The 15,801-nt window shown below is 68.4% G+C and carries 12 protein-coding genes; all 12 read left to right on the forward strand.

Annotated features, from left to right (window positions below; genetic code table 11):
* The first annotated feature begins 100 nt into the window (after window positions 1-100).
* Entirely contained in the window at window positions 101-3,580 is a 3,480-nt protein-coding gene (locus HF886_RS01300) for a bifunctional RecB family nuclease/DEAD/DEAH box helicase (RefSeq protein WP_169651575.1), read from the forward strand.
* A 104-nt stretch (window positions 3,581-3,684) separates the two neighbouring features.
* Window positions 3,685-4,149: an SRPBCC family protein gene (locus HF886_RS01305; protein ID WP_169619230.1), complete on the forward strand. Its 465-nt coding sequence runs from the start codon at window positions 3,685-3,687 to the stop codon at window positions 4,147-4,149.
* A gap of 123 nt (window positions 4,150-4,272) precedes the next feature.
* On the forward strand, window positions 4,273-5,001 hold the full coding sequence (locus HF886_RS01310; RefSeq protein ID WP_169619229.1) for a phosphatidylserine decarboxylase: 729 nt from the start codon (window positions 4,273-4,275) through the stop codon (window positions 4,999-5,001).
* Between the two features lie 59 nt (window positions 5,002-5,060).
* On the forward strand, window positions 5,061-5,915 hold the full coding sequence (locus HF886_RS01315) for a phosphatidylcholine/phosphatidylserine synthase (protein WP_296550311.1): 855 nt from the start codon (window positions 5,061-5,063) through the stop codon (window positions 5,913-5,915).
* A gap of 20 nt (window positions 5,916-5,935) precedes the next feature.
* Window positions 5,936-8,125, forward strand: coding sequence for an AAA family ATPase (locus HF886_RS01320; RefSeq protein WP_169651321.1), 2,190 nt, complete (start codon window positions 5,936-5,938; stop codon window positions 8,123-8,125).
* 1 nt (window position 8,126) lies between these two features.
* Window positions 8,127-9,308 (forward strand): hypothetical protein, encoded by a 1,182-nt coding sequence (locus HF886_RS01325; protein ID WP_169619224.1) that lies wholly within the window; start codon window positions 8,127-8,129, stop codon window positions 9,306-9,308.
* Between the two features lie 281 nt (window positions 9,309-9,589).
* Entirely contained in the window at window positions 9,590-12,427 is a 2,838-nt protein-coding gene (locus HF886_RS01330; protein WP_169651322.1) for a Na+/H+ antiporter subunit A, read from the forward strand.
* A complete protein-coding gene (locus HF886_RS01335; RefSeq protein WP_169651576.1) occupies window positions 12,427-13,071 on the forward strand; it encodes a Na(+)/H(+) antiporter subunit C in 645 nt (214 codons plus the stop codon). Before HF886_RS01330 ends, HF886_RS01335 begins: the two co-directional genes overlap by 1 nt.
* Window positions 13,068-14,657, forward strand: a complete 1,590-nt coding sequence (locus HF886_RS01340; RefSeq protein WP_169619220.1) for a Na+/H+ antiporter subunit D — start codon at window positions 13,068-13,070, stop codon at window positions 14,655-14,657. Before HF886_RS01335 ends, HF886_RS01340 begins: the two co-directional genes overlap by 4 nt.
* The gene (locus tag HF886_RS01345) at window positions 14,657-15,202 is read left to right on the forward strand and encodes a Na+/H+ antiporter subunit E (RefSeq protein ID WP_169619597.1); all 546 of its coding nucleotides are present in this window, start codon (window positions 14,657-14,659) and stop codon (window positions 15,200-15,202) included. The genes HF886_RS01340 and HF886_RS01345 overlap by 1 nt, the downstream gene beginning before the upstream one ends.
* Window positions 15,202-15,462, forward strand: a complete 261-nt coding sequence (locus HF886_RS01350) for a monovalent cation/H+ antiporter complex subunit F (RefSeq protein WP_169619218.1) — start codon at window positions 15,202-15,204, stop codon at window positions 15,460-15,462. Before HF886_RS01345 ends, HF886_RS01350 begins: the two co-directional genes overlap by 1 nt.
* Entirely contained in the window at window positions 15,459-15,791 is a 333-nt protein-coding gene (gene mnhG / locus HF886_RS01355; RefSeq protein WP_169651323.1) for a monovalent cation/H(+) antiporter subunit G, read from the forward strand. Before HF886_RS01350 ends, mnhG begins: the two co-directional genes overlap by 4 nt.
* The last annotated feature ends 10 nt before the right edge of the window (window positions 15,792-15,801 follow it).

Consider the following 15,801-nt stretch of genomic DNA (forward strand, 5'->3'; position numbering starts at 1 on the left):
TTTTGGGATAGATGCTCTCACCGCAACGGCGCCGACACAACGGCAACCGTGTCGGCGGTCTCTGCGATAGTCGGTGACATCACACGGGGGAGGCGGCGCGATGTTCCTGCTCGACAACGTACTGGTCTACAGTGCCCGCGATCTCGCTGCCGCAGCCTCGTGCGAGTTCGCCGTGCTCTGCGAACTCGACGCCGTTCTCGGGCTCGCGCAGCAGGCCCCGGCTGCCGACGATCCGATGCTCGAACGCACCGCGCGACTCGGCAGTCGTCACGAACAGCGGATACTTGCCGACTTCCGTGCCGAACACGGGTCCTGCGTCGTCGAGATCCCCCGCCCCGAGTACACGACAGGTGGGCTGGCCGAGGCTGCCCATGCCACCCTCTCGGCCGTCCGCGACGGTGCCCCCGTCGTCTACCAGGGCGCGTTCTTCGACGGGCGCCTCGTCGGGTTCTGCGATTTCCTCGTCCGGGAAGGCGACGCCTACGCGGTATACGACACCAAGCTCTCCCGGCACGCCAAGGTCGAGGCGCTGCTGCAACTCGCCGCGTACGCCGATGCACTCGAGGGCAGCGGGGTGCCCGTCGCCACGCACACCCGTCTGATTCTCGGTCAAGGAATCGTGTCCTCCCACTCGTACGCCGATATCGCCCCGGTATACAAGCGTCGGCGTGCCCATCTGGAGACACTCGTCGACGAGCACCGCCGCGTCGGCGCACCCGCCCGGTGGGAAGCGGGGCACCACACTGCCTGCGGACGATGCGACACGTGCCGCTCACATCTCCGGACGCACCGCGACCTCCTGCTCGTCGCGGGGATGCGGGCCACCCAGCGCGCACGCCTGCGCACCGGCGGGGTGTCGACCATCGACGACCTCGCCGCGCGGAGCGAGCCGGTGGAAGGGTTGTCGCACCGGGCATTCGGATCGCTGCGTGCGCAAGCCAGGGCACAGCTCACGCAAGAGCGGACGGGTACCCCGTTCGCCGAGGTATTCGACGCCGCTCCTCTCGGCTCGCTTCCCGCACCCGACGACGGCGACATCTTCTTCGACTTCGAAGGCGATCCGCTGTGGTGCGAGGACGGCAACCCGGACTGGGGGCTCGAGTATCTGTTCGGAGTCGTCGAAGGCCGCGCAGGAACCCTTGCCTTCCGCCCGTTCTGGGCGCACAACCGCAGCGACGAGCGACGGGCGCTGCTCGACTTTCTCGAATACGTCGCCGAACGCCGCCGGAAACACCCGAGAATGCACGTCTACCACTACGCGGCATACGAGAAGTCTGCGTTGCTCCGACTGGCCGGGCGGCACGGAGCCGGAGAAGACGCGGTCGACCAACTCCTACGTGACGGCGTACTCGTCGACCTGTATCCCCTTGTGCGGGGGTCGATCCGGATCGGAGCATCGTCGTACAGCATCAAGAAGCTCGAACCGCTGTACATGGACGGCCGCGGAGGAGACGTGGTCGATGCCGGTGCCTCGATCGTCGCGTACGCCGACTACTGCGACCTGCGCGACGCAGGACTGTCGGATCGGGCGCAGCAGATGCTCGACTCCATTGCCGCATACAACGAGGCCGATTGCGTCTCCACGGTGAAATTGCGGAACTGGCTGCTCGACCGGGCCCGCGAACACGGCATCGCGCCGACGGGCGCTGTCCACGATGAAGCGAGGCCGGAAGCCGAACCGCGCCCGGAGGAAACGCGTCTTTTCGCCTACGCGGGCGACGCAACGACGGGCAATCGCACCCACGACCAGCAAGCGGCCGCGCTCATGGCGGCCTCGCTCGGATACCACCGCCGTGAGCGGAAACCGTTCTGGTGGGCGCATTTCGATCGGCTGGCGGCGCCGGCGGACGAATGGGCCGACACCGGCGACACCCTGATCGCGTCGTCGGTCACGCTCGACGCCGACTGGCACAAGGCCACGCCGCGACAGCGAAAATTGCGACGGCGTGTGCGTCTCGTCGGCGATTTCGATACCGGAAGCACACTGCGGCCGAAGGACAAGGTGTTCCTGCTGTACGAGTCTCCCGGCCCGGAGGGACTGCCCAGCGGAGGCGCGGGCACTCGGTCGTGGTCGAGCGCCGAGGTGGTGGAACGGACGGTCGACCCGCATTTCCACGATGTGCTCGTCGTCGAGGAACTGCTGCAGGGCGACGAGCACTCGTCGCTGCCGATGGCGGTGACGCCCGGAAGCCCGATCCCGTCGACCAGCCTCGAGGCTGCGATCGAATCGGCCGCCTCGGCAATGTGCGACCAACTGCCCACACTCCCCCGCACGGCGGCCGTGGACGTGCTGCGCCGCATCCCGCCGCGTACCCGGTCGGGGGCCGGGCTGCCCGAGGTAGAGGACGCCGATTTCGCGGCAGCGATCACCGCCGCGGTTCTCGACCTCGACGAGTCGTACCTGGCGGTGCAGGGCCCACCGGGCACCGGAAAGACCTACACCGGATCGCGGGTCGTCGCAGCGCTGGTGCGCGAACACGGATGGCGCATCGGCGTGGTCGCCCAATCGCACTCGGTGGTCGAGAACATGCTGGACGGCATCGTCGCTGCCGGCGTCCCCGGAGACCGGGTGGTGAAGGCCAAAACCAAGACCGCCGACCCGGCGTGGACCGCGGTGCCCGATGCCCGGAGTGTGGCCTCGTACCTGAACGCGAGCGAGGGTGGATGCGTCGTCGGCGGTACGGCATGGGATTTCACCAACCCGCAGTGCATCGAGCCCGGCAGTCTCGATCTGCTCGTCGTCGACGAGGCGGGACAGTTCTGCCTGGCGAACACGGTTGCGGTCGCTCGCGCCGCACAGAACCTGTTGCTCCTCGGCGACCCCCAGCAGTTGCCCCAGGTCAGCCAGGGGACACATCCTGAAGCGGTGGACGAATCCGCTCTCGGGTGGCTCGCGGAAGGACACGGCGCACTCCCCGCGGAGCGCGGTTACTTCCTGTCGCTGACATGGCGCATGCATCCGGACCTCTGCGCGCGAGTGTCCGACCTGTCGTACGACGGCAGACTGCTGTCCAAGACAGAGGTGACGTCCGCGCGGGCACTCGACGGGGTGCTGCCCGGCGTCCACACGGTCCGGGTCGACCATCGGGGCAACGCCACCTGCTCCGAGGAGGAGAGCACAGAAATCGTCGGACAGGTCGACAAGTTGCTGGGTGCTGCATGGACGGGCGACCCCGATATGCCGGCGCGTCCCCTCGACGAGGCCGACATCCTCGTCGTGGCGCCGTACAACGCGCAGGTCGCCTCCATCCGCACGGCACTGTCCGCTGCCGGTCTCGAGCGCGTCCCCGTCGGAACCGTCGACAAATTCCAAGGGCGACAAGCGGCGGTGGTCCTGGTATCGATGACCGCGTCTGCGCTCGAGGACGTTCCTCGGGGCATGTCGTTTCTGTTGTCGAGGAACAGGCTGAACGTGGCCCTGTCGCGTGGGCAGTGGTGCGCGATCGTCGTGCAATCGGGAGTTCTGACCGACTACCTTCCGACAACTCCCGACGCGCTCGCCGAACTCGGCGCATTCCTTCGCCTCACCGGCGGTTGCGATGACCCGGCTACGCCGCCACGCCCGGAGGCGCGCCGGTGACCCGCGACACAATGTCCGCTACGATCGACGCACATCTGTAACCGGAAGTATCAGATATCGGCGCCGGTAGACCGGAACCGAACCGACGAGCACAGGAGTCCCCCGTGTCCCAGACCCTCGAAGCCACCGTCGACATCGCCGCATCACCCGAGCGTGTATGGAGTGTGATCTCCGACCTGAAGCGCATGGGCGAGTGGAGCCCGCAGTGCCGAAAAATGATCATTCGGGGTGGCACCGTCGCGCGCGGCACCAAAACGATCAACATCAACAAGAAGGGCCTGCTCGTGTGGCCCACCACCTCGAAGGTCATCGCCTTCGAACCCGGACGCGAACTGCGGTTCCGCATCAACGAGAACCGGTCGATCTGGTCGTTCACCCTGGAGCCCACGGCGACCGGAACGCGGATCGTGCAGCGTCGCGAAGCACCGCAGGGCACCAGCAAGGTGTCGCAGACCCTCATCAAATACGTTCTGGGGGGCAGCGAACCGTTCGACGACGACATGATCCAGGGAATGAACGCGACCCTCGCACGCATCAAGAACGAGGTCGAAGCCGGAGCCACCGTCTGACGCTTCGGCTCCGCGCATCCCCGACGTCGCTCACGTACCCTGTGGTAGCCCAAGGCCTTGCGGCCGGGTAGCCCGCGGCCCCCGGCCGTGGCGACACACCGAACGCGACACATAAGAGGAGCCGTGGCACGTAAGCCGTCCCCCGCCGGAGAACCCCCCACCAGCGGTATAGCCCACGTCGTCGATCTGGTCCGGCACGTGATTCCGCCGCTCCACCCCGGAGGCGTCCCGTTCGTCGCCGCGCCCCTGGCGGTAGCCGCTCTCGGCCGCCGCCACAAGTGGGTGCGGCGCGCCGGCCTGGCGTCTGCGGCTGCCACAGCCACCTTTTTCCGGCATCCGCATCGGGTACCGCCGAACCGGGTCGGCGTCGTCGTGGCTCCCGCCGACGGCGAGGTCGCGCTCGTCGATACCGCAGCGCCTCCCGCCGAACTCGGCCTCGGCACAGAGCCCCGCCCGCGGGTGAGCATCTTCCTGTCGGTGCTGGACGTGCACGTACAGCGCAGCCCCGTCGGCGGCACCGTACGAAAGGTCGTGCACACGCCGGGCAAGTTCCTCTCCGCCGACCTCGCCGATGCGAGCGAAGTGAACGAGCGCAACAGCATGCTGCTCGAAACACGGGACGGGTGCGAGGTCGCGGTCGTGCAGATCGCCGGCCTGCTCGCCCGCCGGATCGTGTGCGACGCACAGATCGGCGACACCCTTCCGATCGGCGACACGTACGGCCTCATCCGCTTCGGGTCGCGCGTCGATACCTACTTCCCGCCCGGGAGCACACTGCTCGTCGAGCGCGGCCAGCGCACAATCGGCGCCGAGACGGTGATCGCGCAGTTGCCGACTACGCCGCTGTCGTGAATCCTCCCGGTCCGGCAGTCCGCCCGGCCCCGGTTCGGAAGACCCGTAACCGGCCGCAGGTGGTCCGCCTACTCCCCAGTGTCATCACGATTCTCGCGTTGTCGGCGGGTCTGTCGGCGGTGAAGTTCGCACTCGACGGACAACTCGGCACCGCCATCGGACTTGTCGGCGCTGCCGCCGTCCTCGATTCGCTGGACGGCCGCATCGCGCGCATGCTCGATGCGACCAGCAAGATCGGCGCCGAACTCGATTCGTTGTCCGACGCCATCGCCTTCGGTGTCGCGCCCGCACTCGTCCTGTACGTGACGCTGCTCGACGGCAGCGCGTTCGGCTGGATCGTCGCGTTGCTGTACGCAGTGAGCATCGTGCTGCGACTGGCCCGATTCAACACACTGCTCGAAGACGACAGCGTGCCGGCGTACGCGCGCGAGTACTTCGTGGGCGTGCCGTCCCCTGCGGGCGCGCTCGTCGCGCTCGCTCCGGTCGCCGCCTACATCCAGTGGGGTGACGGCTGGTGGTCGTCGATGCCGCTCGTCGCGGTGTGGACCTTGATATCGGCGGCCCTGATCGTCAGCCGGGTACCCACCCTCGCGATGAAGTCCGCATCGGTGCCCGCGCGGCTGGCCGTGCTGCTCCTCGCCCTCGTCGCCGTCGCGGCTGCTGCGCTCGTCACCTACCCGTTCGTCCTGATGATCGTGCTCGTGGGCGTCTACCTGCTGCACATCCCCTTCGCCATCCGATCCAAGCGTTGGGTCGCGGCGCGGCCCGAGACATGGGACATCAAACCGGCGGAACGACGCGCGATCCGTGCCCGAACCCGTGCCGCTCGGCCACACCGCGCGGGCGCCCGCCGGGTGACCACGACAGCACGGTCGGCGACGCGCCTGGGCCTGCGTCGTCCCCGCGGGGAGTGAGCACGTTCTAGGCTCGGCGCGTGACCTCTCCACAACTCGCGCTGACCGTCCGACTCAACACCTCCGCGGCCGACGCGCGCCGCGGCGTCGTCCGCCTCCACGCGGAGGCTCTCGCCGCTCTGGGGATCCGGGAATGGGACGCGATCGCGCTGGTGGGGGCACGGCGCACCGCCGCGGTCGCGGGCCTCGCGCCACCCGGGACACCCACCGGCACGATCCTGCTCGACGACGTGACGCTGTCGAACACCGGACTCCGTGAGGACGCCACGGTCGTCGTCGAATCCGTCACCGTGTACGGCGCCCGCACCGTGACGGTCACCGGATCTGCACTCGCGCGACAGTCGATTTCCGACGCCACGTTGCGACAGGCCCTGCTCGGCAAGGTCCTCACCGTCGGTGACGCGGTCTCCCTGCTCCCCCGTGACCTCGGTCCGGGAACGAGCAGTGCCGACACGACGCGGACGCTGTCCCGAACGTTCGGGGTGGCGTGGACGTCGGAACTGCTCACCGTGACCACGGTCGATCCTCAGGGTCCGGTGAGCGTGCAGCCCAACAGCGCGGTCACGTGGCGAAGTGGCGCCGGAACCGGTGGGGGCACCGCTCCCGTCGTCGTCCACGACGCGGGGATCACCCGCACTCCCGACCCGGCCCCCGCTCCTCCGCCGCCTCCGGTGGAAGACCTCGTCGGCGTACAGCCGCAGGTCGCCAAGCTCAGCGAATGGCTCACCCTCGCGCTCGACGAACCCGAACTGCTCCGGACGCTCGGTGCGTCGCCGCACCTGGGCGTACTGGTGACCGGCCCCGCCGGCGTCGGCAAAGCGACGTTCGTGCGCTCGGTCCTCGCGAGCAGGCGGGTCTTCGAACTCGACGGTCCCGGCATCGGCGCGCTCGCGGCCGACGAGCGCCTGCGCCGCGTCGCCGCCGCCGCACAGGACGTCCGCAGTGGTGGCGTCCTGCTGGTCACCGATGCCGATGCGCTTCTTCCCTCCGACGCCGAGCCCGTCGCCACGCTGATCCTGGAGGAACTCCGGCGCGCGGTGGACACCCCCGGTGTCGCACTCGTCGTCACGACCGCCCATCCCGACGACCTCGACGCCCGGGTCCGCGCGCCCGAAATCTGCGATCGTGAGCTGTCGCTGCCACTACCCGACGGCACCACGCGACGCGCGTTGCTCGAGGTGCTGCTGCGCACGGTTCCGTCGGCAGACCTCGACCTGCCGGCAGTCGCCGGCCGTACCCCGGGTTTCGTCGTCGCGGACCTCGCCGCACTGTGCCGCGAGGCCGCACTCCGCGCGGCCTCCCGCGCGAGCCGCGCCGCGGACGAGCCGAAACTCACCCAGGACGACCTGATCGGTGCCCTCGAGGTCATCCGCCCGCTGTCGCGATCGGGAACCGAGGAGCTCGCGATCGGCAGCGTCAGCCTCGACGACGTCGGTGACATGGTCGAAACCAAGCAGGCACTGACGGAAGCCGTGCTGTGGCCGTTGCAGCATCCCGATTCGTTCGCCCGGCTCGGGGTCGATCCGCCGCGAGGTGTGCTGCTCTACGGGCCGCCCGGCTGTGGGAAGACCTACCTGGTCCGGGCACTCGCCGGCACCGGACAGCTGAGTGTGCACGCGGTCAAGGGCGCCGAGCTGATGGACAAGTGGGTCGGTGCGTCGGAGAAGGCCGTGCGCGAACTCTTCCAGCGTGCCCGCAACTCCGCCCCGGCGCTCGTGTTCCTCGACGAGGTCGACGCACTCGCACCGCGGCGCGGGCAGAGTTCGGATTCGGGTGTCGTGGATCGGGTCGTCGCGGCACTGCTGACCGAGCTCGACGGCGTGGAACCGCTCCGGGACGTCGTCGTGGTGGCCGCGACGAACCGTCCGGATCTCATCGATCCGGCACTGCTGCGTCCCGGCAGGCTCGAACGGCTGGTGTTCGTACCGCCGCCCGACGCCGAGGCCCGCGCCGCCATCCTCGAAACGGCCGGCCGGTCCGTCCCGCTGGCCGACGACGTGAACCTTGGGGACCTCGCCCGGCAACTCGACGGGTATTCGGCGGCGGATTGTTCCGCACTGTTGCGTGAGGCCGCGCTCGCCGCGATGCGCCGCAACGTGGATGCCGCGGTGGTGACCTCCGAGGACATGGCCGTGGCGCGCGACAAGGTGCGTCCGTCACTCGACCCGGTGCAGGTCGAGCACCTGCGCACGTACGCCGAGGGTCGCTGACGTGTCTCCCGCCTCGACGGCCGTGCGGCTCGCCGATCCGGTGTCCACGCTCGCCGCGGTCGCTGCTGCGGCGGCGGCCGTCATGGTGCTCGCCGTCGGTGACTCCGTCCTGCCCGCGGGTACGAGCAACGACTACACGCCGGTGATCACCGCGGTGCTCGCGGCGCTGGCCGCGACCGGGCTGCAGCGTTCGGGTTCGCGGCGGACCGCGTGGGCGATCGGGGCGGGTGCCGTTCTGGTGCTCGGCTCGGTGCGGTACATCGTTCCGGTCGACGCATCGTCCGAGACGCTCGCCGTCGTGGGATTCGTGGCGGCCGCGACCACCGGTGTGCTGCTCGGCTCGGCGGCCGCCGGGGCGTGGGGTTCGGCGAGCGGCCAGTGGGCGCTCGTCGCCGGGGCCTGGTCGGCTTTTCTCACGGCAGCGGCCGTGGGTGCGGTGGTGCCGGTCGCGGTGATGCGCTGGACTGTGCCGCAGTGGCTGCTGGTGCTCGCACTCGTCACGCTGGTCGGCGCCGCGATTACCGCCCGGCCCGGGATGCGCGTGCAACGGCTGGACCCACGGGTGTCCGTCATCGCGGTCGTGGCCGCCGGTGTCCTCACGCTCGGCTACCGGCTTCTCGGTGATCTCGTCACGTCGCAGGCGGCCGAAACCGCCGTGCGGATGTGGCTCGTCGTGGTTGTGGCCCTCCTTGCGATCGTGATCGCAGCCGAGATCACCGCCCGCCTCCTCCCGCCGGGCAACGACCGGTTCGTGCTCGCCGCCACCGGGGCGGTCGCTGCGGGATATCCGATCGTTGTCGAACTGTGGGCGGGCGCATCTCGGTGGGTTCTCCTGGTCACGGTCGGTGCCGTACTCGTGGGGGTTCGTCTCGCCCGGTACTTCCCCAGCCCACTCGCCGGATTCGCGGTCGCGATGGTCGTGTCCGTGGCCGCGGTCTGGTTTCCCGAAGAGATCGGCGAGGGAATTCCGCTCGTGGTGCGTGCCGCGCTCGTCGCCGCCGGGACCGCTCTCGCCCTCGCCGCGTCACTGCCGGGATCGGCATCGATCGCGGCGCTGGGGCTCGCGCTCCCCGTGCCGGCCGCGGCAGTGATCGGAGCGGTGTGGGTGTTGCCGGCCGACCCACGGTGGATCGTGCTCGCGCTCGCCGCGACCGTCGGCGCGTGTGCGTGGCAGGTGCGGTAGCCCGATCGGCCTATCGGGTGCCCGGGCGACTCTCCAATTCGATGACAGGTACATCCAATTCGGCGAACCGCGCAGGCACGTGATGCGAAGGGCGTTTCCACCCGATTCGCAAGCGTGCGAAGCCAACCGTTAAGATGGACTCATTCCGTTTCGCCTACTAGAGGCAGAACGAACGCATGTCGGGGCGTCCCGCGTTTCGGCATTGTGCCGTATTTCTTGACAAACGTGTTACGCCGCACAGTCAGACACCGCCGCCTGGCTCGACCCCGACGGAGTGCCTTTTGCTCGCCATACTCTTCGCTCACGCGGTTGCCGCTCTGCTGGCGCCGTCTCTGGTCAGAGTCATGGGGAGAAACGCCTTCCTGCCGCTGGCACTCGTGCCGCTGGGCAGCCTGGGCTGGGTCATCGCGAACTGGGGAACCGAGCAGCGGGTGCAGATCCCGTGGGCGACCTCGCTGTCGATGGATATCGACCTCCGGTTCGATGCGCTCGCCTCGATCATGTGCCTGCTGGTGCTCGGCATCGGATCGCTGATCCTGCTCTACTGCTCCCGCTACTTCGACGACGACGAACCTCGGCTCGGGCTGTTCGCCGCGGAGATGGTCGCCTTCGCCGGAGTGATGTTCGGCCTGGTCGTCAGCGACAACATGCTGCTGCTCTACACCTTCTGGGAACTGACGACCGTGTTGTCGTTCCTGCTGGTCGGCCACTACGCGGAGCGAGCATCGAGCCGCCGTGCGGCGACGCAGGCGCTCCTGGTCACGACCGCCGGCGGTCTCGCAATGCTCGTCGGCATCATCATCCTCGGGCAGATGGTGGGCAGCTACAACCTGTCGGCGGTCGTGGAGGCTGCTCCGCACGGTTGGCTGGCGGGGGTTGCCATCGTGCTCGTCCTCATCGGCGCGCTGTCGAAGTCGGCCGTGGTCCCCCTGCACTTCTGGCTGCCCGGCGCGATGGCGGCACCCACCCCGGTGTCCGGTTACCTGCATGCCGCCGCCATGGTCAAGGCCGGCATCTACCTCGTCGCAAGGCTGGCGCCCGGATTCGCGGACAGCGCCGCATGGCGACCGATCGTCATCGGACTCGGTCTCGCCTCGATGATCCTCGCCGGCTGGCGAGCGTTCCGGGCCTTCGACCTCAAACTGATCCTCGCGTTCGGCACGGTCAGTCAGCTCGGCTTCCTCACCGCACTCGTCGGGATCGGCAGTCGTGAAGCGGCACTGGCCGGGCTCACCATGGTGATTGCGCACGCGATGTTCAAGGCATGCCTGTTCATGGTCGTGGGCGTCATCGACCACTCGACGGGCACCCGCGACATCCGCAAGCTCGCCCACCTCGGCAAGGCGACGCCGCTGCTCGCCGGAGTCGCGGTACTGGCCGCTGCCAGCATGGCCGGGCTACCACCGCTCATCGGCTTCGTCGCGAAGGAAGCTGCGCTCGAGGGCGCACTCGTCGCCGACGTCCTGCCCGAGTGGGCGAGGGTGGCCACCACCGCCGGCATCGTGGTCGGTTCGATCCTCACGCTCGCCTACAGCATCCGGTTCATCTGGGGCGCGTTCGGCCGCAAGCAACTCAAGCGCCCGAGTCCGGCGGTGCAGAACGTGCACGCCCCCGGGTGGCTGCTGATGTCGGCGCCCACCGCGCTTGCCGTCGCCGGTCTCGCCGCCGGGTTCGGCGCGTCGTGGATCGACGGGCTGGTCACCCCCTACGCCGACACGCTCCCGTCCGGGCTCTCGAAGACCTACCATCTCGCGCTGTGGCACGGGCCGACGTTGCCGCTGGGTCTCACGGCAGTGGTGATCGCGGGCGGTACGGCACTGTTCCTCGCGCACCGCACCATCGCGCGACTCAAGTTCGAGCATCCGCCCCTCGGCAACGCCGACCGGATGTACGACGCGACGCTGCGCGGCATGGACCTGTTGTCGCTGCGGCTCACCGGCTTCCTCCAGCGGGGTTCGCTGCCGCTCACCCAGGCGACGATCCTCGTCACGCTCACGTTGCTCCCGACCATTCTCATGTTCGTGTTCGGGGTGGGCACCATGCCGGAGACGCGCCTCTGGGACACCCCGTGGGAGCTGGCGGTCGGCGTGATCGTCGCCGGTGCCGCGATCACCGCAACCGTGCTGCGCAACCGCCTCGGCGGCGTTCTGGTCGTCGGCGTCACCGGCTACGGCCTCGGTCTGCTCTTCGCGATGCACGGAGCGCCCGACCTCGCCTTGACGCAGTTCCTCGTCGAGACCGTCACCCTCGTGATGTTCGTGTTGGTGCTGCGGAAGCTGCCTCCCGAGTCCGACCCGGCAACCGATGCCCAGAGCAGGCTGCCGCGGGCACTGCTCGGCATCGCCGTCGGCCTGGTCGTGACGGGTATCGGTGTCTACGCGGTCGCCGCGCGCAGCGCCGACCCCATCTCGTTGCTGCTTCCCGACGCCGCGTACAACATGGGCGACGGCAAGAACGTCGTCAATGTGCTCCTCGTCGACATCCGTGCCTGGGACACCCTCGGTGAGATCTCGGTGCTGCTGGTCGCCGCGACGGGCGTCGCCAGCCTGGTGTTCCGAACCCGCCGCTTCGGCACCGCACCCCGCGTGTCGGATGCGCCCGCCGCGCAGCTCGATGCGGCATCGGCGAACAACGACACGACGTGGCTGCTGGGCGGTGACCTCATCGATCCGCGATACCGGTCGCTGGTCCTCGAGGTCACGACCCGTCTGGTGTTTCCCACCATGATGGTGCTGTCGGTGTACTTCTACTTCTCCGGGCACAACGCCCCCGGTGGCGGTTTCGCCGGCGGGCTCGTCGCAGGCTTGGCGCTCGTGCTGCGTTACCTGGCCGGAGGACGCTACGAGCTCGGAGAGGCGGTTCCCATCGACGCCGGAAAGATCCTCGGTCTCGGTCTCACCCTCGCCGCCGGCACGGCCCTGGTGTCCGTGCTGCTCGGCGCCCCGGCGCTGTCGTCGGCGACCCTGCAGTTCACCCTGCCGGTGCTCGGCGACATCAAGATCGTGACCGCCCTGTTCTTCGATCTCGGCGTGTACCTGATCGTCGTCGGACTGATCCTCGACGTGCTGCGCAGTCTCGGCGCGCGACTCGACGCCGAGGTCGTGGGGGCAAAGCGATGATGACCGCGAACCTCACCCTGATGGGCGTCGTCGGCGTGTTCGCCGCGTGCGGTGTCTACATGCTCCTCGAACGCAGCATCATCAAGATGCTGCTGGGGCTGCTCCTCATCGGCAACGCCATCAATCTGCTGATCCTCACGCTCTCCGGCCCGTCGGGCAAAGCCCCGATCGTCGGCACGGAGAGCGACTTGCACGAGGACATGGCCGACCCGCTGGCCCAGGCGATGATCCTGACGTCCATCGTGATCACGATGGGTATCGCGGCGTTCGTGCTGGCCCTGACGTACCGGTCGTACACGTTCCGTGCTCGCGACGAGATCGAGAACGACCCCGAAGACACCTTGGTGTCGCGGCGGCGCAGTCCGGCGGAAGCGCCGGTGCGCGACCGCTCCGACGACCCGCTCACCGGCGAGCCCAGCAAAAGCGGCGACGCCTTCGACGCCGAAGGCAACCCGATTCCCCTCGAGGCACTCACCAACATCGAGGACCTCGAGGTGTACGAAGACCTGCACGACGGCGATTTCGACGACCCCACCGACTCCGCGTACGACCCGATCCACAACGGTGCGGAACCGCACACCAGCGGTTCGGGCGAGGACAGCGACCGGCACGACGACACGCACGGAGAGGGTGACCGCCGATGATATTGACCTCGGCCGCCCTCATCCCGCTGCCCGTCCTCATCCCGCTGCTCGCAGCCGCCGTCACCCTGATCCTCGGCCGCCGGCCGCGTGCCCAGCGCGGAATCACCGTGTTCGCGTTGGTCGCGACGCTCGTCGTCGCGGTTGCGCTGCTGTACTTCGCCGACCGTGACGGCATCGAAGTGATGCAGGTCGGCGGGTGGGAAGCGCCCATCGGTATCTCCCTGGTGGTCGACCGTCTCGCCGCGCTGATGCTCGTCGTGTCGGCGATCGTCTTGCTGTCGGTGATGCTCTTCGCGGTCGGGCAGGGCATCCACGACGGCGACGAACAACAGCCGGTCTCCATCTTCCTGCCGACCTACCTCGCTCTCACCGCGGGCGTGAACATCGCGTTCCTCGCCGGTGACCTCTTCAATCTGTTCGTCGGATTCGAGGTACTTCTCGCGGCATCGTTTGTGCTGTTGACCATCGGGGCGAGCGCCGACCGCGTCCGGGCCGGTGTCTCGTACGTGATGGTGTCGATGGTGTCGTCGATGGTGTTCCTCGCCGGCATGGGGTTCGCCTACGCCGCGACGGGCACCTTGAACCTCGCCCAGATGGCGGTCCGGATGGACGACGTGCCCGAAGGCACCCGTGCGGCGATCTTCGGCGTCCTGCTCGTCGCGTTCGGCATCAAGGCGGCGGTGTTCCCGTTGTCGTCGTGGCTTCCCGACTCGTACCCCACCGCTCCCGCACCCGTCACCGCCGTGTTCGCCGGGCTGCTCACGAAAGTGGGTGTCTACGCGATCATCCGTGCCCACACCCTGCTGTTCCCCGGGGGTGAACTCGACGGGGTGCTGATGGTTGCGGGCCTGCTGACGATGGTCGTCGGCATTCTCGGCGCGATCGCCCAGAACGACATCAAACGTCTGCTGTCGTTCACCCTGGTCAGCCACATCGGCTACATGGTGTTCGGTATCGCGCTGTCTTCCGAGACGGGCCTGGCCGGCGCGGTGTTCTACGTGGGCCACCACATTCTCGTGCAGACGACCCTGTTCCTCGTCGTCGGCCTGATCGAGCGGCAGGCCGGTTCGGCATCGCTGCGCCGCCTCGGCGGGCTCGCCCTCGCCAGCCCGCTGCTCGCAGTGTTGTTCCTGATCCCGGCGCTCAATCTCGGCGGCATCCCGCCGTTCTCCGGATTCATCGGCAAGGTCGCGTTGCTGCAGGCCGGCGCCGAGGACGGCTCGGTTCTCGCGTGGCTGCTCGTCGGCGGCAGCGTGCTGACCAGTCTTCTCACCTTGTACGTCGTGGCGCGGATCTGGACGAAGGCGTTCTGGCGGGCCCGCGCCGACGCTCCCGAGGGCGAACTCGCCGACATCGGTCCCTCCGCGCTCATCGACGAATCCGAAACGGACATCCTTCTCGAGGAGCGCGAGGACGTGGGCAAGATGCCCCGCGCGATGCTCGTGCCGACCATCTGGCTCGTGACGATCGGCGTGTCGCTGACGGTGTTCGCGGGTCCGCTTCTCGACATCAGCCACCGCGCCGCCGAGAACCTGCTGGACCGCTCGGTGTACATCGAAGCCGTGCTGGGAGGTGACGGACGATGATGAAACGCGCCAACGTCGTCAGGCTGTTCGTGCTCGGCTGGATGACCTTCGTGTGGGTGCTGCTGTGGGGCACCTTCAGTATCGCCAACATCCTCGGCGGACTGGTCGTGTCGATCATCGTCATGGTGCTGCTACCGCTCCCGCGCGTTCCCGTCGAGGGCAGAGTGCACCTGTTGTCGGCAGTCCGGCTGGGCATGTACATCTTCATCGAATCGATGCGCTCGACGGTGTCCGTGGGCTGGCTCGCGATCCGTCCGGCGCCACCTCCGGTGACCGGTGTCCTGCGCTGCCGTCTGACCATCAAGTCCGACCTGGTGCTCACACTGTGGACGGACATCATGAACAACATCCCCGGCACGATGGTTCTCGAGATCGACCAGGTGCGCCGCATCGTGTACGTCCACGTCCTGGACGTGAGCACCGACCGCGCGGTGTCGGACTTCTACCGTTCGGCACGACTGATCGAACGCCTCCTGATCAGGACGTTCGAGCGCGATTCCGAATGGCAGCCGAGCCCCTGGCGAAGCGGAACGGAGAGTATCTGATGACCGTGCTGCTGGTGATCTCCGGCGTGCTCTTGTTCGTGTCGGCGGTCCTGATCTGTTACCGGGCCTTCGGCGGCCCCAATTCGCTCGACCGGTTGGTCGGTGTCGACGCCCTGCTGGCGATCGCGATCTGCGGGCTCGCCGTCTGGGCGGTCTACAGTCGCGACACCACCGTCGCGCCCGCGATCGTCGCGCTGGCGCTCGTCGGATTCATCGGGTCGGTATCCATCGCCCGCTTCCGGGTGCGTGACGAACAATGAGCACAGTTCTCGACCTGATCGGCCACATCCTGATTCTCATCGGGGCAGTCGTCTCGTTCACCGCGGCGATCGGGGTGGTGCGCTTCCGCGACACCCTCTCGCGGATGCACCCCGCGACGAAGCCGCAGGTGATCGGGCTCCTCTTCGTGCTCGGCGGGGCGATGCTGATCCTGCGCGGGTCGGTGGATATCTGGATGATGGCGCTCGCCGGCATGTTCATGGTGCTTACCGCACCGGTGATCGCGCACCGGGTGGGACGCATCGCCTACCGGGAACAGCTCGGCCGGGACGGACTGCTCGAAGAGGAGTTCCCCGGCGACGGAACCTGACCGGCGGGGG

Source organism: Rhodococcus sp. 105337 (genome assembly GCF_012844225.1).
Taxonomy (GTDB): Bacteria; Actinomycetota; Actinomycetes; order Mycobacteriales; family Mycobacteriaceae; genus Rhodococcus.

Excerpts from the sequence above, each read along its gene's own strand:
- HF886_RS01300 (WP_169651575.1), top strand. The coding sequence starts at position 101 with ATGTTCCTGCTCGACAACGTACTGGTCTACAGTGCCCGCGATCTCGCT.
- HF886_RS01335 (WP_169651576.1), top strand. The coding sequence starts at position 12,427 with ATGACCGCGAACCTCACCCTGATGGGCGTCGTCGGCGTGTTCGCCGCG.
- HF886_RS01350 (WP_169619218.1), top strand. The coding sequence starts at position 15,202 with ATGACCGTGCTGCTGGTGATCTCCGGCGTGCTCTTGTTCGTGTCGGCG.
- HF886_RS01340 (WP_169619220.1), top strand. The coding sequence starts at position 13,068 with ATGATATTGACCTCGGCCGCCCTCATCCCGCTGCCCGTCCTCATCCCG.
- mnhG (WP_169651323.1), top strand. The coding sequence starts at position 15,459 with ATGAGCACAGTTCTCGACCTGATCGGCCACATCCTGATTCTCATCGGG.
- HF886_RS01345 (WP_169619597.1), top strand. The coding sequence starts at position 14,657 with ATGAAACGCGCCAACGTCGTCAGGCTGTTCGTGCTCGGCTGGATGACC.